The sequence below is a fragment of the Candidatus Colwellia aromaticivorans genome (assembly GCF_003333305.1).
GTDB classification, from domain to species: domain Bacteria; phylum Pseudomonadota; class Gammaproteobacteria; order Enterobacterales; family Alteromonadaceae; genus Colwellia; species Colwellia aromaticivorans.
On the sequence record NZ_QOLD01000007.1, the window covers coordinates 1 to 25,246 of the forward strand.

A 25,246-nucleotide genomic window follows, 5' to 3' on the forward strand; every position below is an offset into this window, starting at 1 on the left:
GTAGGACATTGCTAAGCTTCTATTTAGAAAAGCCCGTTACGAAAGTAACGGGCTTTTTGCTATTTGTCGTTTGAGAAATAGCGCCAATGGTAGTGTGACTTATGCGGCAGTAAAGCCCATGTGACCCTTCGACGAGCTCAGGATGAACGGGGATAATGGAGAAGCTTCACTTAAGAAAAGCCACCTTCATATTATAAAAAGCGAAAGTGACGGGCTTTTTGCTATTTGTCGTTTGTGAAAAACAACCATGCTAATCGTAGTGTTTTTTGGATGTTTGAATATGGGTAATGAGCCTATAACAGTCTTATCTACACATTATTGACAGCTAATGGATGTGCTAGTACTAGTTTATGCATTTTTTGGTAAACAAAGTTTTGATTCCAGCAGTTTTCAATATTAGGTACTTGCATTAAGTCAGTCATCAGTTTTTTCATTATTATGTTTTGTTGATTTCCTATTGATAATGCTTTTTCGTAAGGCAAATGTGGTGAGAAACTTACCATGGAATATAGTGGTGTCCATAGCTCTGGATATAATTCATGAAATTTTGCTTCAATTTTCTTCTGTAGTAAAAAAATAGCATCACCTGATAGTTCACTCATTTCAATAAAATTCTGCTTAGAAAGTTCGGTAATAGCATCTGCATTTATTTTTCTATTTTTCTGATAATCTGTAAAAATTTTGGGCCAATCACCTTTGTGATCATTTATCAATATAGCTAATTCCCGACAATCTTCAAAGCCGCAGTTCATCCCTTGTCCATAAAAAGGAACCATGGCGTGAGCTGCATCACCGATCAATGCGACTTTATTATTAATCACCCAAGGTTCGACACTAACTAAAAATAATGGATTGGCTGATTTTTGCATAAAGTCTTCGATGGGGTTATCTAAAAGCGACATTGCATCAGAAAAATTTTTATTGAAAAAAGTTGTAACTTCTTCAGATGTATTTAAAGAATTGAAAGAAGCTTCATTATTATCTTTCGATTCAAGATTTAAAAAAAGTGTACAAGTGAAAGTACCATCAAGGTTAGGCATTGCGATAAGCATGAAGTCATTTCTAGGCCATATATGTAATGCTTCTTTTTCTATTCTATATCGATCCTTTGTTGAACTATTATCATGTGCTGACATTGTTAGTTCAATGTAGCATTGCGGCATATAGGATTGATTATAGCTAAACCTTGGTGTTTCTTGTGCTAAACGTCTTACTTTTGAAAAAGCACCGTCCGCACCAAATAAATAATTCGCATGTACTTCATATACACTTTGATCTTGGGCTAACGTGCTACAAGCATTATCAAAATTTACTTGTATTAATCGTTGTTCAAAATTAATACTGACGGTTTTTTCTGCATCAGCAAGATCCAGTAGTTGTTCATTTATACCCGAACGCGGTACTGACCAAATTGCTTGTCCTGCTTTGCCATAGGCTTGTTCGGTAAGTGAGCCATCAATGGCATGTATTACCCGTTTTTTCATTGGTATTGCGTTAGCTTTTATTTGGTTGGCGATACCTACAGACTCAAGGGCTAACCAACCTCTGTCTGATAAGGCTATGTTGATTGATTTACCTTGATAAATCGAATGTTTACGACAGTCTCTGCGAGACTCAATTAAGTTAACTTGATAGCCTGCTCGGCCTAATATTACAGCTAATAAAGCGCCAACAGGGCCGGCACCTACAATAGTGATTGTTTCTTTTTTACTTGGTATTTCAGTAGTCATTACAAGCACTCTTTATATACGGACAAAATGATATACAACTTCAAAACAGTTATATAATATTATGCACACAATGCAAATAATATTGACTCTCGCTATTGCGTCCTTAACTGTTTTTGTTCGAATAAATAAAAATTTGCTATAATCAATACAATTAAAAGTAACTAATTAATGATAGCTGAGACCCCTAGTTGCTGTCTATTTGTTGTGTAATCATCGGAACACTTCAGGTTGTTTTGACAATGATTTTTTACTAGTTTTGATCTCTAATTACAATAAAGTTACGATGATCACATTCAGTTAACTTTATCTTTAGCTTGTAATTTTAATAAAAAATTAAGCTTAAAACTTAAAAACCAGTGAAAGCTATTCACTGGTTTTTATTTATTTATCAATTAATATAATCAATCAGTTGATAAGAAGTATAGTTTATTGTCAGGCTCAACTTAATAGACTTGGTATTAGTTACCAATCAAACCATTAATATGGGCAACCACACTTCTGCCTAAAGCACCTAAATGATAACCACCTTCAAGCATTGACACTATTCGCCCTTCTCCGTGTTCGTTTACAATAGTTTTCAATTCATCAGTAATCCAGCGATAATCGCCTTCAGTTAAGCTAACCTGAGACATATCATCTTCAATATGGGCATCAAAACCAGCCGAAATAAGGATCAACTCTGGTTTGAATTTATTTAAAGCGGGAAGCCAATGTTCAGTGATCGCTTTTCTAAAGTCAGGACCCTTTGTAGTTGCTGCTAATGGTGTATTAATAACAGGTGGTGTATCACTTTCTACAATTTCAAATGGATACAATGGGTATTGATAGCTTGAGCAAAACAGGTAACCTTTGTCATCTTCGGGTGTAGCATTAAAGTGATTTCTTACAATATCTTCAGTGCCGTTTCCATGATGGACATCAAAATCGACTATCGCTATACGTTTTAAACCATATTTCTGTTTAGCATAAGCCGCTGCCACAGCAACGTTATTGAAAAAACAAAAACCCATGCCTTTATCATGTTCAGCGTGATGCCCTGGTGGTCTGGTAGTACAAAATGCAGAGGTTAACGTGCCGTCCATTACTAAATCAACGGCATCAACAGCAGCTCCGGCAGAATACAAAATAGAGGTGAGTGTTTTTGCATTCATTACAGAATCTGGACCCACGGTAAAGTTTTCTTCATCTTCGCTAGGTGCATTATCAAAAACAAAATCGATATGTTCTTGAGTATGCGCTAACGATAACAAACTCTTATCGATAGGTTTTGAGTCAAATTGACGCACAACATAATCTAGACCACTTCTAATAAGTTGATCTGAAATTGCAGATAAACGCTTTCCGTTTTCAGGGTGGTGTTCACCCATATCATGTTCACCACAACGATAGTGGCCTATAATTCCAACTGTCATAATTACTCCTTATTGTGTATCCGTATCAACCGTTTCAGGTTGGGTTAAGGTGAGCGTTAAGCTCACTTCATCAAAATCTTCACTCGGTTGACGCACAAAGCCAACCTTTTCAAATACTTTTAGCATTGATGCATTGTCTCTACGAACACAAGCAACTAAGCTATCAAGTTTACGAATTCTGGCTATGGCAATCATTTCACCTAACAAGGTACTCGCCATACCACGACCACGTAGGCTTTCTTTAATAACAAAAGCAACTTCACCACTGTTCATACTCTTAATATAGTAATAACGCGCAACTGCTTGTATCACTTCACCCATATGATCAGTTACGGTGAAACACAGTGCTAAATCAGTAGATTGATCAACACTGACCAAATTACACGATTTTTCTCTGGTCATTTGGGTGATGTGATGGTTATAACGCATGATCAACGTTTCTTTATTATGAGAATAGAAAAACTCTTGCAGTTTACGCTCATCTGCCGGGCATAAAGGTCTTAGGATGTAATTAGTATAGGCGAAATTAAAGCGCTTCATTTCTACATCGCCTAATTCAGGTACTGAGCTTGGCGAGCTTGCTTGATATTCAGGCACCCAGTAATGTTTACGCACATCAGCAAGCAGTTCATCTCTAAATTTAGGGTGAGCAATACGAATTAGCTCTAGTGCACGTTCACGAATACTTTTACCTTGTAATGAGGCGATACCAAACTCAGTAACCACAAAGGCAACATGACCACGTGAAGTAACAACACCACCACCTTCAGTTATATGGGCAACGATACGAGAAATTTCACCATCTTTAGTGGTGGAAGGTAGGGCTATAATTGCCTTACCCCCTTTACTTAAGGAAGCACCACGAACAAAATCTACTTGCCCACCAATACCACTATAGAATTGATAGCCAATAGAATCAGCTACTACTTGCCCAGTTAAATCGACTTCAATAGCACTATTGATGGACACCATATTGTCATGTCTAGCAATTCTGTCTGGGGCGTTAACATGCTCTGACGGAAAAAACTCAACGTGTGGGTTGCCGTCAACAAAGTCATATAATCTTTGGCTACCAACACAATTACTGATTATCGTTTTACCTCTATGGTAGGTCTTTTTACGGTTATTGATAACGCCTTTTAGCATTAGGTCAATAACACCATCAGAAATCATTTCAGAGTGAATGCCTAAATCTTTATGGTTACCTAAATATAACAACACCGCTTCAGGAATTTTACCTATGCCTATTTGTAAGGTGGCGCCATTCTCTATTAACATGGCAACATACTGGCCAATTTGTTCTGCTCGTTTATTAATTTTAGGAGGAAAAACTTGGGGTAAATCTTGTTCTGCATGCACCCATGCGTGAATTTGATTTATGTGCACGAAACTATGCCCATTGGTTCGTGGCATTTTCGGGTTTACTTGTGCGATAACATACTTTGCTGCTTTCACTGCACCTGACACAATATCAACACTTACACCTAATGAACAGTAACCGTACTCATCAGGCGGGCTGACCATTATTAATGCTGCATCAAGCGGTAAACTATTTTCTTTAAATAAACGTGGAATATCAGAAATAAAACAAGGCGTATAATCCCCACGACCTTCGGCAATGGCTTCTCTAATATTTTTACCACCAATAAATAAGCTATTTACTTTAAATAAATTTTTATGTTCAGGTTTAGCCCAAACATTTTCAGAGAGAGTTAATATGTGCACTGCTTCAATATCGTGCAACTTATTTGAATTCGCAATTAGATCGTCAATTAAGGCATTGGGTACAGCGGCATGTGAGCCAATAAAAATACGGTCACCAGATTTTAAATAATCATTCCAATTGATACTATTATTTTTAGTATCATGTACTTCATTTTTTGCCGACATTAAAATTCCTGTTATTTGGCTAATTGATATACCCAAGTCACTTCAAAATACGAGTTTCAGGAAGTCTGAACGGGGTGATGCTCAAGGCACATTTTTTTATTAATGGTTGTCTCATTAAAAAAAGATGTGCGATGAACATGTCTTGTTCAGTCTTCCCCAAAGGGCTGGTTTAGAAACGTTTTATGTTGTGTTATTGATTTTGACAAGGGAACAATCATTCTCTTCAATCAATGTCTTGCCTAAAGACGTTTCTAATTCCAGCTGAATTCTGCATCTTGGAGTCACTTGGGTATAATGGTGCTTTGTATTCCATATTGACTTTAATTAAAGCACTTAAGATATACATAAGCTATTAGCTATAAGTATGACTTAAATAACAGATTTTTCATTGATCATAGTCAATGCTACAATGTTTTTTTTCATTGAGGGCACTAAGTGGCAATTAATAAAATATTCATCATTGGCTTACCTAGAACAGCCACTACCAGTGTGTGTTTAGCCTTACTTGGGCTTGATTTTAAAACCGCACATAATGCTTATACGCAACATGCTTTTACCGAAGCACAAGTGCTGGCGGATACGCCAATATTTTGTGATTATCAAACGCTTGATAATCACTTTCCCAACAGTAAATTTATATATTTAACGCGGGAATTATCATTGTGGTTACCCTCCATTAAGCAGTTACTACAGCGTATGATCATAAATTTACAACGGAGTGACGGTGGCTTTAACCCCCATTTGAAACGTTGTTATAGCGAGGTGTTTTCACCATTAACCGCCGATAACATCGAACAAGATGAATTTTTACTTAACTGTTATCAACGCCATCAACAAGGTGTTTTTGATTATTTCAGCCAGAGAGAACAGGATTTATTGACCCTTGATGTGAGTGATGAACACAGTTATCAAGCGCTGTTAACTTTTTTAAACGTTGAACAGTTGGATGAGAATAAAAAAGGTTTTAAACCCATTAATATTGGCGGCAAGGTAAAAGCGTGGCAGGCAATTAATAACAAGCTAAAAATTGAGTCAACGAATAAAGGTAAAATTGACAAAGTGCTTTATTAATTTTTCTGCTTTTAATGATTACTTTATTGATTTTATTATTGTAGATAAACCTGCACACAGGTAAAATCACGATGAATTTTTCCTGGCACTTTTCTTTAGAGAGTAGTATTTATGTTTGAATTAAAACACCACACAGGCCAAGATTGGGTTGATGCAGTAATGGCTGATTTTCCTCATTTTTTACAAGATCATGCCGCGGCGGAGAAAAAAGCGTCAGGTATGGCTATGGCCATGTTATCTCATTACCCAGACAAAGCTAAGTTAGTACGTGCAATGACAGATCTTGCTATTGAAGAGCTGATTCACTTTAAGCAAGTATTAAAATTGCTTGTCGCACGTGGTGTAACGCTAGGTCAAGATAAAAAAGACCCTTACATTACTCAAATCCGCGCATTATTTCGAAATGGCACTAATTTATTTTTACTTGATAGATTACTTGTTGCTGCTGTCATTGAAGCGCGTGGTTATGAAAAGTTTTGGTTAGTTTCACAAGCGCTTCCAGCAGGTAAAGATAAAGATCTTTATGTAGCCATTGCCAATTCAGAAGAAAAACATAAAAATTTGTTTGTTGAACTCTCTTATGAATATTTTGATAAAGCGGAAGTTGATCAGCGCTTAGAAGAAATTTTAATCGCAGAAGCGGAAATTTGTAAAGGTTTGCCTATTAGGGCTGTGCTTCACTAGTACTTATAAATACATAATGAAAAAACGTTTTGACAGTTTAACACCTGAATTGATCGCACAGCGTAAGTCTGTGCATGAGCTGTGTCGTCAGTTTAGTCGTAGCCCCAGTAAAGGCAATTTAAAACGATTAAAAGCGCTATTTCATTCTTGTGGTGAAGAAGTGTTCATTGAACATGGTTTTCATATGGATTATGGCGATAACATTACCATTGGTGATCGTGTTTTTATAAATGTTAACTGTACCCTTATTGATGGTAAAGGCTCTGATAGTAATAAAGCAGATGATAAAGGCTTAACAAATGGAAAAATCAGCATAGGAAATGATTGTTTAATTGGTCCTAACGTTCAGCTGTTGGCGGTTTCTCATGATGTAGAACCACAAAGTCGATTAGAAAAACATAACTATATTGATGATATTATTATTGGTAATAATGTCTGGTTGGGTGGTGGTGTCATCATTTTAGCTGGGGTTATTATTGGTGATAACGTTGTAATTGGCGCGGGTAGTGTGGTCACTAAAAATGTAGATGAACAGAGTTTTTATGCGGGAAATCCAGCCCAAAAAATTAGAGCTTTATAACTAAGATTATTGTTAAAGTTATAGTTAAGGTTATTAAGTAATTTGTCTAGGGTAAACGAGCATAAGTCGCTATAGTTAATGTTTATACCAATCTGTTTTATTAATTACCCATAAGGCTTTATATGCAATTTCTTTCACGACGTTTAGTTATGCCCAATGACTTAAATTATGCCAATTCCTTATTTGGTGGTAGAGCTTTAGAATGGATTGATGAAGAAGCTGCTATTTATGCTATTTGTCAGTTAGACACTAATTGCTTGGTAACAAAGCATATTGGTGCAATTAGTTTTGAATCTGCTGCTCTACAAGGTGATGTAGTTGAATTTGGTTTAGCAACGAAAAAACTAGGTACAACATCGATAACCATCACCTGTTTAGTGCGTAATAAAATCACTAAAAAATCAATTTGTTTGGCTGATGATATTGTTTTTGTGAAAGTTGACTCACAAACCAGAAAACCAATTCCCCATGGTAAAACACTTGAGCAGTTGAATAAGCAAGCAGCGGCCGAAATGAACAGTTTGAAAGGTTAATCCTTTCAACTGAAATCTTGCTATATACGTAGCATGGCAATACAATAATCTCATCACTACTATTCATATTGACTTTATTATGACTTCGGAGCGGTTTGGTACAAGTGCCAACTATAAACAAAAAGAACAAGGTTATCGTGATCGCGCATTAAAATTATTTCCATGGGTGTGTGGTCGCTGTGCGCGAGAATTTGTTTACTCAAATATTAAAGAGTTGACCGTTCATCATATGGATCATGACCATACTAATAATCCCAATGATGGCAGTAATTGGGAGTTACTTTGCATATATTGCCATGATAACGAGCATGCAAAATATACTGACCATGCCCAATATGAAACTGAGGTGAAGGCGGGCGATACTAATCAAGATAGCGCTACCTATAATCCGTTTGCTGACTTGAAGTCGATGTTAAAGAAGTAAGGTTTTACTTTAAGGCATTACTTCAAGGTATCTACTTCATACTGTCTTCTAGGATGAGATATTGCTCATAGCCTTTAATGCCAAAGAATCGAATAGATTTACCCTGTTTGATTTTTTGGCAATCAATAACTCCCCACAAAAAATATTTACTACCTGTTTTTCGCCATTGCTATCAGTTTCGTAGTCGTTGCGAACACGTAACTACATTTGTGACTGTCTGATTTAAGTTTGTGACTAACTAAATTAAAATTAAAAGCCAACCAGAAATGGTTCGCTTTTTTTCCATATTGGAAATCGGTACAAGTTACTTTTATGTTATTGGTTCTATCTCACTATGGGGCACAAAGCGCCTTAGAAAACATGATCACTTTATGCGCTATAGCGGAAGTTAGGAGTGGCAACATCAAAGCTTCTTCTATTCGCTCAGGCTGTGTGAAAAACCATATATCTTGTCGTTTTCGACGCGCTATGGTTGCACTTGGGCTGACTACAGGAGTAAGTTGTCCTCTGTCTGTCGTTATTGTAAGCTGAGCCGAATTTGCGCAAAGTGACTTCGTCTTCAATACGTTTAATTCTGGTGGGAAATAAGTGCTAATGTTCATGATATTAACCCCACTGGTTGTGGCGAAATACCTGAGGAATTAGAGTATTTAAAAGCAGTAATGTTAGAAGGAAATGCAGTGTTAGCCAAGAGCACCATTACCGCGCTAGCGGTTTAGTTCTTCGTGGCAATAGTGACGGTTAGAACTATCTAGTTTAGGGGTCTTAAGTGCCATAATCAAAGAGGAAACCAAGCTAAACTGGATCAGTTTTTATGGTTAGAAAGTGCTGAGTGTTGTTAAAAAAGAGCAAAAAAAGCGTTCACTTGAAATCAAGTAAACGCGTTATAAAAACATGAAACACTAAGGGAAATATATGTCTATCACAGAGTAGGATAGTTTATTAAAGTTAAAGTTCCATCTATTTATCAATTAATTCATGTTTACTCTCCGGGATATTTAAGCCTCCATTGACTACGTATTGTATCCATCAGTGTCATCATTGCAGTGGTTTTATCAATCGGTAAAATATCACTTTGATTTTTATTCTTGCGTATACATTCTATTGCGTGTGAAATTTCAAAGGTGAAGTTTTCATCTTTATTAAAAGGGAAAGTAAGTATCTTGCTTGGCTTGTTATTAAGATGAAGATGTAATTCTTGAGCGCCAATAAAATCGGGGATCCGAATATAGCCTCGGCTACCACTAATAATTCCTTCACTAGGCGCATGCTCCATAAATGAAGCAGACAACATGGCTCGTTGTCCTTGTCCATATTCGAGTAGATAATACGAGCTTTCATCGACGCCATCTTCGCCTATAACCGCAGAACTTTGTATATGGGTGGGTGTTTCACCAAACACAATGGCGGCTAACGTTAACGGATAGATACCAAGATCGAGTAAAGCCCCACCAGCAAGACTTTTATTACGTAATCTATGTTCAGGAGGAAAGTCACCACAAATACTAAAACTTGCTTTAACGGTGTGTATTTCGCCAATAATATCTTGTGCTAACAAATGACTTAAATGCTTAATGGCTGGGAGAAATCGTGTCCACAAACATTCCATCATAAAGCAGTTGTTATTATTTGCTAAGGTAACCAATGTTGTAGTTTGTTGGGCATTAACCGTAAAGGGTTTTTCACAAAGTACATGTTTGCCATGTTCTAGACAAAGTTTAATGTTTTCAAAATGAAAATTATGCGTGGTGGCGATGTATATAGCATTAATGTCAGGATCATTAACTATTGATTGGTAATCGCTATATGAGCGTTGTATTTGATGGGTTTTGGTATAATGTTCCGCACGGCCTGTAGTGAGAGAAGCTCCGGCGAGTATAGTGCAGTTATCGAGTTTTTTTATTGCTTGGGCAAATAGATGTGCGATGGCACCACATCCTATGATTCCCCAGTTAATATTTTGCATCTTTACCCTTTAATAGCTGAGACTTTTAAAATAAATATCAGCCGCATTATGTTCAAATAATAATTATTTAGTAGTGCAAACCAAAACCAAGGGGGAATAATGGTTTAGTCGCACCTTTCTTTGTTTCTGAGGAGGCAGTTTTAGGCCAAGAAAAAGATAGTTTACCATGAAAATCAAAATCGCCAAAAAGTACATCACTAATGCCTTGACCTTCTGACCCAGGTAACCAAGCAGCAATAAAAGCTGCTGACTTTTTTAGTTCAGAATTGATAATTAATGTTCTACCTGAGATCAAAATAACGACAACAGGTATACCTTTATCGTTAATTTCTTTAATGAGTAGATAATCTTCTGGATGTGATTTTTCTAATTCTAGTGAGTTAGCATAGGGCTGTGAAATATTTATTTGGCCGTTTATTTGTGATCCCGCTTCTATGATTAGATTATCATTATCTCTAATATCACCAAATCCTTCGGCATAAGGGTACTCACCCACAACGACTATGGCTATGTCATAATCTTCGGCTGATATTGTCGCAGCGCTATCCTCATTATTTAGTATCGCATTGGGAGCAACATCCGCTATACCTTGCCAGATAGAGGTTGCTCTTTGAAACTGGTTATTACCTGACACACCTTGCCAGTCGATAGTAAATCCACCACATTGATGACCAATATTATTAGCATTTTTTCCAGTAACTAAAATGCGGGCATTCTTTTTTAAAGGAAGAGTATTCTGTTCGTTTTTTAACATAACAAGGGATTTTCTAACTCCTTCTCGAGCAACGTTTCTATGCTCGATTGAACCAAAACTATCATGATTTGCCCACTTTCGCTTAGAAGGACAAGGAGCGTCAAACAAACCACTGGCAAATTTAACTGACAGTATTCTACTGACAGCATCGTCTATTCTAGATATGGAAACTGATCCTAATTCAACATGACTAAGCAAGTGTAAAATAAATTGCTTCCAGTTGTCAGGTAGCATAAACATATCTATACCCGCATTGACTCCTAAGGCAACAGAGAGATAAAAATCATCACTGAGGTAATCAATGCCATTCATGTCAGAAACGATAAAGCCAGAAAAGTTTAGTTGATTTTTTAGTACATCAGTAAGGAGATATTTATGTCCATGACATTTATCACCATTCCAACTATTAAATGATGCCATTATCGTCATGGCACCAGATGCTATTGCGCTTATATACGGACTTATGTGAGTGTTACTAAGCTCTTGCCAAGAAATATTTGTATCACCTTGGTCAATGCCATAAGAAGTTGCTCCATCGCCTACCCAATGTTTCACACAGGCTATTACGCCTTCACCATGGAGATTTCCTTGCAATCCGTCGATGATATTATCCGCATATTTATTTACCAACTCAGGGGTCTGAGAGTAACTTTCATAGAAACGGCCCCATTGGTTGTTTTGAGCAACAGCAAGGTTAGGTGCAAAAACCCAATCAACTCCTGTTGCGAGGACTTCTTTTCGGGTTATTTTTGCGATACGTTTTACTAAACTTTCATCATCAGCTGCGCCTAAGCCTATATTATGAGGGAAAATCGTTGCCCCTTTAAGGTTATTATGCCCGTGTATTGCATCAACACCATAAAGTAGTGGAATGGCTAAATGATTATCATCTTTGAGCATTGATGCGTGCCAATAGCTGTCAGTTGTTTTGAGCCAGCTTTCAAGGTCATTATTTTCTGGCAGTGAACCAGCGCCACTCATGACTGAACCTAAATGATAGTTCTTCACATCCTCAGGGGTACAACTCAGTCGTTCAGCTTGGATCATTTGCCCAACTTTCTGCGCTAATGTCATTTGTGATATTAGCGCATTAACTTGTTTTATAACTGATGGCTTATTAAGTAACGACTGCATGGCTTTTATTTTTCCAGTTAGTTGTAAATAAAGCGTGTTGCTAAATAATATAAAGTCAAAAAATAAGTTTGTTTATAAATTTTCGACAGTATTGAATTGATTATATTAGGTAAATTAGCTCTTAATTTCAGCTTAGATTTTTTCGTCATGTTCCGTGCAAAAAACTTCAAATTCTGTTTTCAGTTCAGTATCGGAGTTACCACCAATCCAAACGTTAAATAACCCCGGCTCTGTTTTAAATTTCATTTGTCGATCGTAGAAAGCCAGTTCATCGGTATGTATTACAAAAATAACTGTTTCGCTCTGGCCTGCAGCCAAATAAATACGTTTAAAGCCTTTTAACTCTTTTACTGGTCGAGTTACGCTACCGACTAAATCTCTGATATATAGCTGAACAATTTCTTCAGCATCAAAATCACCTGTATTCGTGATGGTTGCCTCAACTTTCAAGCTTTTCCCCATAGGAACACAATATTCACTCACCTTAATATTCTTATAGTCAAATTGTGTATAAGAAAGGCCAAAACCAAAGGGAAATAGGGGCGAATAGTGAGTATCTAAATGAGTACTCGTCATGCCTAATGACGTTTGGGGTGCTTTTGTTTTAATGGTATTTATGTCAACAAAAGTCTCTTCAGACGGGGGTCTACCGGTATTTTTTTGTCCATAGTAAAGGGGGATTTGTCCTACGGCTCTTGGAAACGTTACCGGTAGTTTTCCCGAAGGACACTCTTCACCAAATAAAAGTTCGGTAATTGCTGGTCCTCCCATCGTTCCTGGGTGCCAGGCAAAAAGTACTGCATCTACTTTGGGAAGAATTGGTTGTAAGGTTATGGGTCTACCAGCCATAATCACCAGTACAATCGGAGTACCTGTTTCATAAATAGCGTTAATTAACTCTTCTTGGTAACCCGGTAAATTTATATTGGATCGACAATGGGCCTCACCCGATAAAATAGCTTCTTCACCTAGTATCATTATGGCAATATTAGCAGCGCTGGCAATATTAATTGCTTCGTCAAAACCATCATCATTATTACTACGTGAGGTTTCCATACCAATGGAGAATTTAACGTCGACTGAATCTTTTACATAATCTTTTATAGCGCTGAGACAAGTTATGCTGTCGCTGGCTTTACCATCAAACGCCCAAGTACCTAATTGTTCATAACCATCATCGGCTAGTGGTCCAATAACGGCTAAGGTATCTATGGTATTTTTAGATAATGGCAAAGTTTGTTTATTATTTTTAAGTAACACACAGCTTTTAGTTGCTGCTTGTTTTGCATGAGATAAGTGAAAATCATTTAAATGCACTGTTGAGCTTGGTGACTCGGTAAAACTTGAATAAAAAAGTCCCAGATCAAACTTTAATTTCAGAATTCGACTTACCATAGTATCAATTTGCTCAATACTAATTTTGTCGTTTTGAATAAGAGATATTAAATGTTGTGCGTAATTGTCACTGGCCATTTCCATATCAACACCCGCGTCACAGGCCTCAAATGTTGCAGATTCTTTATCGGCACAAAAACCGTGAGTTACTAATTGGGGTATAGATTCCCAATCGCTCACTACAGGACCAGAGTATCGCCATTCAGTTCGTAATATGTCATTGAGTAGCCATTTGTTTCCAGTGGCGGGAATACCATTGAGATCACTAAATGACGCCATAAAGGTTGAAATTCCTGCGTCAGCAACGGCTTTAAAAGGCGGCAGGTAAACATTTCTCAATTCATTCTCTGGTATGTTAGTGGTGTTGTAATCACGCCCACTTTCGCTAGCGCCGTAACCGGCAAAATGTTTTGCACAAGCGGCAATTGAACTACTATCAGATAAATTATTCCCCTGAAAGCCTTTTACCATTGCAGTGCCAAGGGTTGAGCATAAATAGGGATCTTCTCCTAAGCTTTCAGCAATACGTCCCCACCGAGGATCTCGGCTAATGTCTATCATGGGAGCAAACGTCCAGTTTACTCCATTATTGGAAGACTCTATCGCTGCTATTTTCGCGCATAGCTCAACTATATCAGATGACCAAGATGCGGCTTGCCCAAGAGGAATTGGAAAAATGGTATTAAATCCGTGGATAACATCTCGGCCAATTAACAGTGGAATGCCTAATCGACTTTCCTGTATCGCAATTTTTTGAAGCCTGTTAATAGCGATCACATCTACTTCATTAATCACTGAGCCGACAAGACCTTTTTGTATTGACTCGTCTAGTTTTTCAGCATCATTGTTTAGCTGACTCATTTGGCCAATTTTTTCTTGCAATGTCATTTTAGCTAATAAAGAAGAAACGTAAGACTCTTTATCTGAACCCTTAGAGTGATGAAGTTGACAATTTTTTGTTGGCATTAACGACTCTCAAATGAAATAACACTTTTTAATTCGAATGGTCAATTGACCCTAGGTAAACTAAATAAAATAAAGCTGTTCTTGCAGATTATTACGACTGTAAAAGGATACAACTAAAATTCGGTAGGATGGACTTTTTTCGAGGCTATTAGGATTTTTTACAATTTTTTAATAAATAATATTATTATTTTTCAACTCTGCGGGTTTGTAAAAAAGTTTATATAAAGGCTAAATTCTAATCGTGACCATTTCGTCGTTATATAGTGACCTACTCACCGTTTTTATATTGTTTAAGATTTACATTTATATAATGTCAGACAGACCTTTACAATTGAATGCCTCTTACTGCTCTCAAGTCAGTATAAATATAAAGAGTCTTGTTCAATTTTGATTTTCGATGGAATAACACTTAATGAGCATACAAGAACACTATGAAACAGCTTCTAAAGATAAAATATCCTTAATTAAAAAAATTATCTATGGCTTTGGCGCATTCGTAAATAACTTACTGGGGGCGGCAATTGGCACCATGACTATTGTTCTAAACTTGGGATTAGGCATGAGTCCTGCACTAGTCGGTTTGTTAGGTGCTTTACCTCGGTTAGTCGATGCTTTTACCGATCCGCTGATGGGCTATATTTCGGATAATACTAAATCAAAATGGGGTAGACGTAGACCTTATTTATTCATTGGTGCCATTATTGCGGGTATTGCTTTTGCCTTGTTGTGGCAACTACCCAGAGACCAAAGTGAGAGCTTTTACTTTTGGTTCTTCTTGATAGGCTCGGTTATTTTTTATCTCGCATACACTGTTTTTGCAACGCCTTGGGTGGCATTAGGCTACGAGTTAACGCCAGATTACCATGAACGTACTCGTATTATGGCCGTTCAGAACTTTATGGGACAATTTGCTTGGTTATTTGCTCCGTGGTTTTTATTGTTTATGCAAAATGAATCGCTTTTTAGCGATATGATAGAAGGTGCCAGCTGGTTGGCCATTATCATAGGATTATTTACCGTTTTTGTCGGTGTTTTACCGGCAATTTTTCTAACTGAACGTTTTACCCCAATACCTACCCAGAAAGAAGGTGTTGATAGCACAGCAAAACCTATCAAATCAAAAAAAATATCTGAAGCTGCGAATGACTTTTTTAAAGGATTTTTAATTACCCTTAAATTTAAACCCTTCCTTAGCTTATGTGCTGCAACCTTTCTCGTCTTTAACGGCTTTATGATGGTTTCTGCTTTCCAAAGTTACGTTATTATTTATTACGTGTTTGGTGGTGATCAAGCCTTAGGTGCCGAGTATGTAGGTTGGGCAGGCACGGTTTCATTTATTGCCACATCCTGTGCCATTTTTATTGTGACTAAATTGTCGAGTATGTTGGGTAAACGCAGAGCATTTTTCATTACTATCGCTATTTCTATCTTCGGTTATGCGTTGAAATGGTTTTGCTTCACACCAGACAATCCAATTTTAGTGATTATTCCACCAATCTTTTTCTCTTTCGGTTTGGGCGGCTTATTTACTTTGATGGGCTCTATGGTGGCCGATGTATGTGATCTTGATGAATTGGAAACCGGTGAACGCCGTGAGGGGATGTTTGGTTCAATTTATTGGTGGGTGGTTAAATTAGGGATGGCTGCAGCGATGGCCGCTGGTGGTTTCTTACTTCATGCGACTGGCTTTGATGTTTCGTTAGGGGGAGGCCAGTCAGCAGATACTCTTTTCTATATGCGCTTAGCCGATGTACTTGTGCCAGTGCTTTGTTCTGTGCTTGCCATTTGGATGGTCGCTACTTACCCGATTACTGAGCAAATGGCTCATGACGTGCGGCAGAAACTTGAACAGCGTCGTGGGAAAATGGCTGTTGAAGACGATAGTGCTTCAGAGGGAAATGCTGAAGTAGCTACTTCGTCGTAAAGGTTATTATAAATTGTATGCTCATAAATATATACCCAAACCACCTCAAGATACTAGTTTCAGGACGCCTGAGTGAATTATGATCAAGGCGCATCTTTTTATTAATGGTTGTTCCCTTAAAAATAGATGCAACGACGAGCATGTTTCGCTCAGTCGTCCCCAAAGGGCTGGTTTAGAAACGTTTTATACTGCGTTATTTATTTCGACAATGGCGCTACATGGATGTAGCTTACTAGAGAATGCAGGAGCTGATTCTCCTGAGTAACCATTATCTTCAATCAATGCCTTGCCTAAATACGTTTCTAATTCCAGCTGAATCCTGCATCTTGAGGTGGCTTGGGTATATGGGTATACAATTAACTCCTTTATTCGAAATTTTTTCCTGTTTTATTGAAACTTAATATTGAAAAATAATGAGTTTAAATCAACCCAAGTATTATTTTTTAAGAAAAATAGCAGTTAAGGTGTTATGTAAATAACGACAAAAGACTTGTTAACAAAACGGATGTTCCGTTCTATCCATTTCAACTTCTTATTACCCCCATCTGACCGTGTTTCGATGTTAATTGGTCAATCATTGTGCTAAAAATATTCAGGCTCGATCATCGGGATTTACATGGTGCATGATGGCCGCGAATTAGATAATTCTAAGAGAAGGTTTAAGTACTTTTCTGATACGGATAATGAAACACTGTTTACCTCTTAGAATCGTTATAAAGCAAGCTATTAATCCAGTCACTTATTAGTGGACTTAATGTGATTTTTTAAGAGAAGAATAATAAATAATGAACAAATCAAATATTAATTTTAGTTGTTTTAAACTATTAACAGATACTTTAACCGTTACCTCAAAAAGTATGCTTTTACTGTTATTACTTAGTACGCTTATTAGTTGTGGAGGGGGATCAGCGTCAAAAGAAAAAGAGACTATCAACCTAGACCATGATAATGATGGCGTTTTCGATCAAGTGGATACTTGTCCTAACACACCTGAAAATACCAATGTAGATGCCAATGGCTGCGAAATCATTATTAGTGTCGATAGTGATAATGATGGCGTTTTCGATCAAGTGGATACTTGTCCTAACACACCTGAAAATACCAATGTAGATGCCAATGGCTGCGAAATCATTATTAGTGTCGATAGTGATAACGATGGCATTAATGATGATAATGATTCATGTCCTAACACACCTAACAACACAAAGGTTGATGAGTCGGGTTGCGAAGTTATTTATGAACCAGTTGAAATATTAATTCAAGCTGAAGACTACACCAACTATCTTGATATAACACCTGCAAATGACGGCGGTGCAGCTTATCGAAATGATCAAGTTGATATTGAAGTGACCACAGATGAAGGTGGTGGCTATAATATTGGCTATACCGAGGCAACTGAATGGCTAGAGTATTCTGTAACACTCAATGAAGGCACTTATGCTCTTAGTACTCGTGTTGCTTCAGAGTCTGGCGGTGGAAAATATTCACTATCAATAAATGGCAGCAGTGTTGGTAGCGACACCGTGACTAGCACTGGCGGTTGGCAAAGCTTTGAAACCCATAATGTAGGTTCTTTTGCAATATCTAGCGGCACACACACGCTACGTTTAGACGTTAATTCTGGACCTTTTAATATTAATTGGCTGCAAATTGTCAGCGTTACTGATGATGACAAAGATGGTATTGCCAATGAATTAGATGCCTGCCTTAACACACCAAATAGCTCAATAGTTAATGATCTTGGTTGTCCTGACTCTGACAATGATGGCATTTTTGATAACCTTGATAATTGCCCTGCAACACCTGAAGGTGCTTATGTTGATTTCTTTGGCTGTGAAACAGTAAAACCCTTGATAGAAGTTGCCTTTGATAATGATATGCTTGTTGGTGGCGCTGATAGCGATAAACCCGGCTTTACCCTATACATATTTGATAATGATAATGGCGCAGATGGTAGTAATTGTAATGATGACTGTGCAACTCACTGGCCACCTTTACTGGTAACTGATGGCTCGGCTTCGGGTGTACCAAATTTATCAACTGTCACTCGTAATGACGGCACAATACAGGCAGCTTATGACAATAAGCCTCTTTACTTTTTTAGCGGTGACTCTTCAACAGAAACAACCGAAGGGACTAAAATAACTGGTTGGCACATTCAGACTTATGGTCTATTTGGCGATATAGTACCTTTATACACCTCAAGTACCGAGCAAGAGCATGCATTAATTTATGAAACAAGTGACGCGGTAGTCACCAAATTTGCTGACCGAGGACGAGATCGTCACGCCAAAGAAGACCAATTTCAACAATATGACCATTACTTATCGCACTATTGGACTCATCGCACGGCTCGTTACAAGTTTACCGATTATGTTGCCAAAGGTGGTTCATCAATTCTTGTTGAATGGGTAAGTGAATGGCAACTTGAAGCGCTAGAGTTTCGAGCTTGGTATTCGGGTATGAATACCGTAGCCCAATATCATGGCAATTATGAACCTAACGTGATTACTGTTGGTCATGGCACCTATGATGATGATCTTGTGCAAACAAGTAGTACCGGCGATCAATACAAATACTCTCTGAGTATCAATGAATTTAGAGGTATCAATGGCAGTAACGAACCGTTAAACATTGGTCAACATATGGAAATTGAGGTAAGTCAGTTCCTACTAGGCGTACCTGAAGGGCGTGCAAATTATTATGGCACCACCTATTTATATCAAGTGGGTAAAGGTGGCATGGTGCCATGGAAAACGGTTGGTGATTTTGATGATAAAGCATCAGAGCGAGAAAATTCACACCCCATCGCGAAAAAAGGCTGGTTAGGTGGCAATACCACACTACCTTATCAATATACCAATGAACCTAATGATCACTTTATGCAAATGGCCACCAACTTATCTAGCCTTAATGGCCAAGCTTTTGTACTAGGTCGTCGAATCCACCACACTTCTTTTATTGATGGTAAACACGATGAAGATCCAGCCAACGGAATTTTTGCAGAAATGATTGGGCAATCAGGTACGCACTTTGTTAATAACAGTTGCGCGAGTTGTCATGAACGTAATGGTCGTGCAGCTCCAGCGCCTGAAGGTGAAGCGCTAGATAAGTGGGTATTTAAAATTGCTGATGCCAATGGTGAGCCCGACACCAATCGAGGCCGTGTACTACAACCTTCTAATACCGGTGGTGTACAAGCAGAAGGCACAGTTTCAATTGCCTCTTGGACTGAAGCTAATGGTTTACGCTCACCAAACTATCATTTTTCCAGTGGCACACCTGAGAAGTTTTCCGCTCGAATTGCGCCACAGCTTGTTGGTTTAGGTTTATTAGAAGCGATACCGGAAGAAGCTATTTTAGCCCTGGCGGATGTTAATGATGAAATGGCTCCTTTTGGTATTTCAGGTAAAGCGCAAAGCGCAATTGACCCGCTAACAAAAGACATTCGATTAGGCCGTTTTGGTTGGAAAGCAGCAACATCAAGTGTAAAACATCAAATTGCTGGTGCACTCAATACCGACATGGGCGTAATGACCTCATTGCTAACATCACCTGATTGCGGCTCAGCTCAATTACAAAGAGGCGAATGTGGCAATGACCAACAAGAGTTAGGTGACGAGCACTTAAATAATCTCACCAAATATATCGCTTTACTTGGCGTACGTGCTCAACGTGGTCTAGATGATGCCCAAGTACAATTAGGCCAAGCATTGTTTACTAGTACCGGTTGTACTGATTGTCATACCCCTACGTTTCAAACCAGTATTTATCATCCTCTTAGCGAATTAAGGGATCAAACCATTCATCCTTATACCGACATGTTATTACACGATATGGGTGAAGGACTTGCCGATAATTTAGGTGAAGGTAACGCAACAGGTGCCGAATGGCGAACCACACCTTTATGGGGTATAGGATTATCAGCTTGCGTTACTGGTGGTGTAGTAAACCCGATAGGCGGTCAAGGTAATGAAGTTTGTACGCCTGTTCACAGCTACTTACATGATGGTCGCGCCAGAACTATAGATGAAGCCATTCTTTGGCATGGCGGCGAATCAGAAATTTCAAAAACGAAATATGAAGCACTTTCTGAAAGTGATGAAGCTGCGTTACTTAGCTTTTTAGAATCGTTATAAACCGCGTCATTCCGGTTGTTTTTTTGGCCGGAATCCATGCCATTTAACCGCTGAATCCTCGACCAAACCACTTCGAGGATGACGGTTGGATGAAAAGGATGACTCTTTGGATAGTCATCTTCATATCCAGAGTTCACGTTAATAAAATACAATTTTAAGAAGTACGAGATTAAAATGAATAAATTTAAAAATAGTCTTGTTTCAATAATGAAGCAAAAAATCAAGAAAAACATCAAGCAAAAAAGTCGACTACTACTTTGTTTATCGAGCTTGGTAGTTACCACACCGGCACTTGCTGGCTGGGAAGTTAACTTTATAGATAAATTTTCTGGTACCGGTGTTAACTGGGACAACTGGACAGCGCAAACCGATGCAAATTTTAATAACGAAGTACAGTGTTATACCGACGATGATAGCTCAGACAATAAAAACTTTGATGTGTCATCAGGCACCTTAAAAATAATAGCCCGCAAGCAGCAAGTTAATTGTACTGGTTTAAACAATCAATCAAAAAGCTGGACCTCAGGTCGCATCAACGGCAAAGACAAGCGAGAGTTTCTATATGGCCGTATAGAGTCGCGTATTCGTTTTCATAATTTAGAAGCGGGCACATGGCCAGCGTTTTGGATGTTGGAAAATCGCATTGCCGAAAGTCCAAGAAAAAATGATGACGATTTCTCTCATTGGCCAGACCCTGGTGCTGGTGAAATTGACGTATGGGAATGGTTTTCCAATAACCCAAATACCTATATCACCAACTTCTTTAATGCCGATGGTGGCTCTTGTGGCAGTGAAGTGAGATTTACTTACCCTAACGGCGCAAGCGATGTGCTTAACTGGCACGACTATGCTATTGAATGGGACGAAAACAATATCTCATTTTACATGGATGATACCCTAGTAACTTCTCATAATGTCTCAAACTGTCCCCAATATAAAGAGCCAATGTTTGTGCTACTCAATGTCGCTATGGGTGGCAACTTAGGCGGTAGCATCGATCCTTCCCTTAACAAAGCAACCATGGAAGTTGATTATTTAGCACATTGCACCTCAACCAATCAAAATAATGCGATACGTTGTAATGAAAACACCCCGGCAGTTTATGCAGATGATGATAATGATGGCATAGCAAACGATTTAGATCAGTGCCCAAATACTCCCGAAGGCGATGTCGTTGATATTAATGGCTGTTCGCTAGATGAACAATGCCCTAATAGACCAACGGCTGATTGTCGACCAATTGATGAAGACAATGACGGGGTAGCCGACGATATTGATCAATGTCCAAATACTCCAGAAGGCGAGATTGTTGACAGTGTTGGCTGCTCAATAGTAGAGGAGAATATCGCACCACAAGTCTCTTTATCAATGAGGCAAAACAATGTTGCTATTTCAACAATAGATATTAGTGCTGGCATAGTAGAAATTACCGCTGATGCCTTTGATAGCGATGTTGACAATATACTCAGTTTTTCGTGGATAATGGGCGGAGCTATCCCTTCCCCCGTTATTAATGGTGGCGTTATTAGTTTTGATCCCGCTTCGATGGTAGGCAGCAGTTCACACACAATTGAGGTAACGGTAAGTGATAATGGCAATCCTGTACTTTCAACATCTGCCAGTGTTCAATTTACTGTAGAAGAAACGCCAGTTACTCAACCTCTTGATGAAGCACCATCAAAAAGCGGCGGCGTTATGTATAGCCTATTGTGGCTATTGCTAATATCGTTCTTTACGAGTATTAGACAGGCTAAGAAGTCTTAATAGGTTATATTTTCACTGGGAGTAAATGAGCGAATGTTAGTGAAAAAAAATACTGTTTTCTTACTAATCGCACTTTGCTGCACTTTATTTTCTTGTGGTGGCGGAAGTAATTCTTCTACGCCAGAAGAAATACAGCCAGAGCCAGTAGAGCCTGAGATAGTTGAGCCAGTAATCAATCGTTTCACCGTTAATGAACATTTAATCCATAAAGATGGCCTGCCATTTGAAGTGAAAGGGGTTGTTTATGTGCCTGGTTACCCTGGTTTTTTACCATGGCAGCTAGAAACATCAACCCAGCTTTCCGCTGAGCTACAAAATAGTATTTTACAAGACATCACTGATATTAAAGCGATGGGAGCAAATACCGTGCGTTTTTGGGGCACGCCGGCATATAGTTACCAAGCGCTGAAAAATGTCGGTGGACTCAACTTTATTCAAACCATTTGGTTAGATGGTAGTGTTGCAGATTTTCAGGATAATAACTTTAAAGAAAACACCAAAGCCTATATCAAAGCTATTATTGATAGAATTTACAGTGTTTATACTGATAATAACCCTCCGCTGGTTGCTTACCTTGTTGGCAATGAGTTAAGTGAAACAAGCATTAAAGCAACAAATGCCGCTCATCCGGAAATACAGCAGTATCTGGGTAAATATATTGCCACTGGTGAAGGCATAAATGCCACAGAAGCCTTTATCGCCGAAATGGCTGATTATGCACTAAGCTACGAATTTGAACAGTATGGTAAACGTTCATTAGTGTCTTATGCTAACGATATTCGCACCGCCTACTATGTCGAAACGCCATTTCTTGATTTTCGCAGCCATAATGCCTACTCATATGCTGTACCTTATTATCGACCATCAACAATACTTGGTAGCGCTACGGGTACCTACTTTCAAGGCTGGGTTGAAGAACTAAAATCACGTCATCCTGATATGCCCTTGTTAATCACCGAAACTGGCTTGAGTGTCTCGCCAAATGCTTACCGTGTAGGTGCACCTAATTACGGCTATGGTGGCAATACCGTTGAAGATCAAACAAATGGATTACTGCAAAACTTAAATGACATTCAAACCACTTCATTACCTATAGCTGGCGTTGTTATTCATGAGTATTTAGACGCTTGGTGGAAATTTGGTTTACAAGATTCTTACACTCAAGATCCAAACGATATTGAAGAATGGTTTGGCATAGCAAAGCTTAAAGAATCAGGTGATTGGTACAGTACTGAATTTCGAGATGTTTATTATGAAATCAAACAACTTTGGCTTGATTAAAAAAAACACAATATTTCAGATAGTTAAACAACCCCCCACTAACAGCTCACTGTTGCCACTTTGCCGACCTAAGGTTTTAGTACCACAACGTCAACTGTAGGGCGGTAAGCGGTCATAAATTAAGAGCCGAATCGATATATCTAGCAGTCACAATGAGCCTGATGCGGTCATAATCAGGCTTTAAGATGATGTGCCTATTTCATACAAATGCTTTGTCAGAGAAGATTTTACTTCGACAGTGATATTCGTACTTACTTCTCAGACTACTAAAATATGTTAATTATTTTAATTTTTATTAAATAGACCACTAAATGGCTATTACTACTACATAGCTGGTCAGTTTGTTGAGTGGATGAATCTAATTAAAACTTTAATACTTACAAAAATACTGATAAATTAATATGATATAATACTGGCATAATTACTGTTATATGATTCCTGTTAATAAAATAAAACTAGACTGACAGGAACTTCACATGAACCACATAACCAAAACAAGAGAAAATGAGGCACAAACCAAGAGTCAAATAAGATTAATAGTTTCCCATGGTAACGGGATAGTAAAAGAAATTTAATTGATAGCATATTTTGAACTGGAGATAGAAATGAAAGACATATATTATTATTTTTTTTGCATGCTAATTTTTTTAACTTCTCAAGTAGGAGCAAAAGAATTTCAGTATCTTGAATATAAAGATTCTAAGATAGTATCTACACACGGCATTGGGTTTTCTTTAGATATTCCTCCAAGTTTTCGAAAGTTGGAGCCGATAAATTACACCGCCGTGTTTAATGAACTTCCGTTCAATGTAACCGTTGCGGCCATTATCAATGAAGGTAAGTTTATTATGTTAAGTGCGGAAAGACTTACTGATAACTCTGGTGTTCTAGATTATAGCTACTACCGACCTGTTGAGCTTAGCGGCTATCCATTTTTTCTTCGAGAGAACTGCCATCAGTCTTTAACTTTAGAGGATATAGCCTCGCACAAAGATGTAGACCACTTGCAAAAGAATGGATTTGATTTGACTAAACCTACTTATATTAGCAGTTTCTTTATGAACAGCGAAGATGGTAATGCTGAATACATTGTTCATTACGGTAAGAATGTTAGTAATTGCAGTGAAAAAACGATTACAGAGATGTTTAAAAAAGAGCTTTCCAAAGAAATCGAAAAACATGTCGATTTAAGGAAACTGTAGCTTCTAAGAGCTGATGCACATACTCATCATTTTCAATGACCAAATCATAGGTAAGTGTGGTGGAGCTATGAACTCTACAGTCCAGTAGAGTTGTTTTTAACAGTAAAGTCTTTGTGAGGTTTATAGCGATAAGTTGTCGCTATGTTCCTCTAGTATCTCATGTCCGTTTTGTCGAACAGAAGTCATAAGGGGATCATTGATGCTAATGACCGCTGTATATCTGGGAACTGTCGTTAGTAAAGCAAACCCTACCGTCAACAATGCGCACCACAATGTCATTAACTTAAGGTTAATTTTTGCATTTACAATAAGTTAGCTAGTTGCTAACCTAGCTATGAATTAAAAATATAGAGAAATCATCAATGAGCTGTTCAATATTTAATTCAAATAGTACAAA

17 protein-coding genes are annotated in these 25,246 nt (G+C 38.0%); 10 read left to right on the plus strand and 7 right to left on the minus strand.

Features of this window, described 5'->3' with window-relative positions:
• Positions 1-308 precede the first annotated feature (308 nt).
• From DWA31_RS01155 to DWA31_RS01165, 3 genes are all read right to left on the minus strand, one after another.
• Positions 309-1,730 (minus strand): FAD-dependent oxidoreductase, encoded by a 1,422-nt coding sequence (locus DWA31_RS01155; protein ID WP_245942421.1) that lies wholly within the window; start codon positions 1,728-1,730, stop codon positions 309-311.
• Between the two features lie 458 nt (positions 1,731-2,188).
• Positions 2,189-3,142: a histone deacetylase family protein gene (locus tag DWA31_RS01160; protein ID WP_114324853.1), complete on the minus strand. Its 954-nt coding sequence runs from the start codon at positions 3,140-3,142 to the stop codon at positions 2,189-2,191.
• Between the two features lie 9 nt (positions 3,143-3,151).
• Positions 3,152-5,032: a GNAT family N-acetyltransferase gene (locus tag DWA31_RS01165; RefSeq protein ID WP_114324854.1), complete on the minus strand. Its 1,881-nt coding sequence runs from the start codon at positions 5,030-5,032 to the stop codon at positions 3,152-3,154.
• A 435-nt stretch (positions 5,033-5,467) separates the two neighbouring features.
• On the opposite strand from DWA31_RS01165, the gene DWA31_RS01175 reads away from it, so the two are divergent.
• The 5 genes from DWA31_RS01175 (at position 5,468) to DWA31_RS01195 (ending at position 8,324) form a co-directional block, all read left to right on the plus strand.
• Complete coding sequence (locus tag DWA31_RS01175; RefSeq protein WP_114324855.1) at positions 5,468-6,103, plus strand: sulfotransferase; 636 nt, start codon at positions 5,468-5,470, stop codon at positions 6,101-6,103.
• Between the two features lie 111 nt (positions 6,104-6,214).
• On the plus strand, positions 6,215-6,787 hold the full coding sequence (locus tag DWA31_RS01180; protein WP_114324856.1) for a tRNA-(ms[2]io[6]A)-hydroxylase: 573 nt from the start codon (positions 6,215-6,217) through the stop codon (positions 6,785-6,787).
• A 16-nt stretch (positions 6,788-6,803) separates the two neighbouring features.
• Positions 6,804-7,367 carry a sugar O-acetyltransferase gene (locus DWA31_RS01185; protein ID WP_114324857.1) on the plus strand — a complete coding sequence of 188 codons (564 nt, stop codon included), beginning with the start codon at positions 6,804-6,806 and terminating at the stop codon, positions 7,365-7,367.
• A 122-nt stretch (positions 7,368-7,489) separates the two neighbouring features.
• The gene (locus DWA31_RS01190) at positions 7,490-7,900 is read left to right on the plus strand and encodes an acyl-CoA thioesterase (RefSeq protein WP_114324858.1); all 411 of its coding nucleotides are present in this window, start codon (positions 7,490-7,492) and stop codon (positions 7,898-7,900) included.
• Between the two features lie 79 nt (positions 7,901-7,979).
• Positions 7,980-8,324 (plus strand): YajD family HNH nuclease, encoded by a 345-nt coding sequence (locus tag DWA31_RS01195; protein ID WP_114324859.1) that lies wholly within the window; start codon positions 7,980-7,982, stop codon positions 8,322-8,324.
• A gap of 332 nt (positions 8,325-8,656) precedes the next feature.
• Here the strand turns inward: DWA31_RS01195 and DWA31_RS01200 are convergent, their stop codons facing one another.
• The 4 genes from DWA31_RS01200 to DWA31_RS01215 form a co-directional block, all read right to left on the minus strand.
• A complete protein-coding gene (locus DWA31_RS01200; RefSeq protein WP_114324860.1) occupies positions 8,657-8,926 on the minus strand; it encodes a hypothetical protein in 270 nt (89 codons plus the stop codon).
• A gap of 380 nt (positions 8,927-9,306) precedes the next feature.
• Positions 9,307-10,290, minus strand: a complete 984-nt coding sequence (locus DWA31_RS01205) for a Gfo/Idh/MocA family protein (RefSeq protein ID WP_114324861.1) — start codon at positions 10,288-10,290, stop codon at positions 9,307-9,309.
• A gap of 67 nt (positions 10,291-10,357) precedes the next feature.
• Positions 10,358-12,178, minus strand: coding sequence for a glycoside hydrolase family 3 protein (locus DWA31_RS01210; RefSeq protein ID WP_114324862.1), 1,821 nt, complete (start codon positions 12,176-12,178; stop codon positions 10,358-10,360).
• 132 nt (positions 12,179-12,310) lie between these two features.
• Complete coding sequence (locus DWA31_RS01215; protein WP_114324863.1) at positions 12,311-14,539, minus strand: glycoside hydrolase family 3 N-terminal domain-containing protein; 2,229 nt, start codon at positions 14,537-14,539, stop codon at positions 12,311-12,313.
• A 412-nt stretch (positions 14,540-14,951) separates the two neighbouring features.
• On the opposite strand from DWA31_RS01215, the gene DWA31_RS01220 reads away from it, so the two are divergent.
• From DWA31_RS01220 to DWA31_RS01245, 5 genes are all read left to right on the plus strand, one after another.
• Positions 14,952-16,463 (plus strand): MFS transporter, encoded by a 1,512-nt coding sequence (locus tag DWA31_RS01220; RefSeq protein WP_114324864.1) that lies wholly within the window; start codon positions 14,952-14,954, stop codon positions 16,461-16,463.
• Positions 16,464-17,248: 785 nt separating this feature from the next.
• Entirely contained in the window at positions 17,249-20,602 is a 3,354-nt protein-coding gene (locus tag DWA31_RS01230; RefSeq protein WP_114324866.1) for a di-heme oxidoredictase family protein, read from the plus strand.
• A 174-nt stretch (positions 20,603-20,776) separates the two neighbouring features.
• On the plus strand, positions 20,777-22,366 hold the full coding sequence (locus DWA31_RS17395; RefSeq protein ID WP_245942422.1) for a glycoside hydrolase family 16 protein: 1,590 nt from the start codon (positions 20,777-20,779) through the stop codon (positions 22,364-22,366).
• Positions 22,367-22,405: 39 nt separating this feature from the next.
• On the plus strand, positions 22,406-23,647 hold the full coding sequence (locus DWA31_RS01240; protein ID WP_136037969.1) for a hypothetical protein: 1,242 nt from the start codon (positions 22,406-22,408) through the stop codon (positions 23,645-23,647).
• A gap of 605 nt (positions 23,648-24,252) precedes the next feature.
• Positions 24,253-24,849 carry a hypothetical protein gene (locus DWA31_RS01245; RefSeq protein WP_136037970.1) on the plus strand — a complete coding sequence of 199 codons (597 nt, stop codon included), beginning with the start codon at positions 24,253-24,255 and terminating at the stop codon, positions 24,847-24,849.
• The last annotated feature ends 397 nt before the right edge of the window (positions 24,850-25,246 follow it).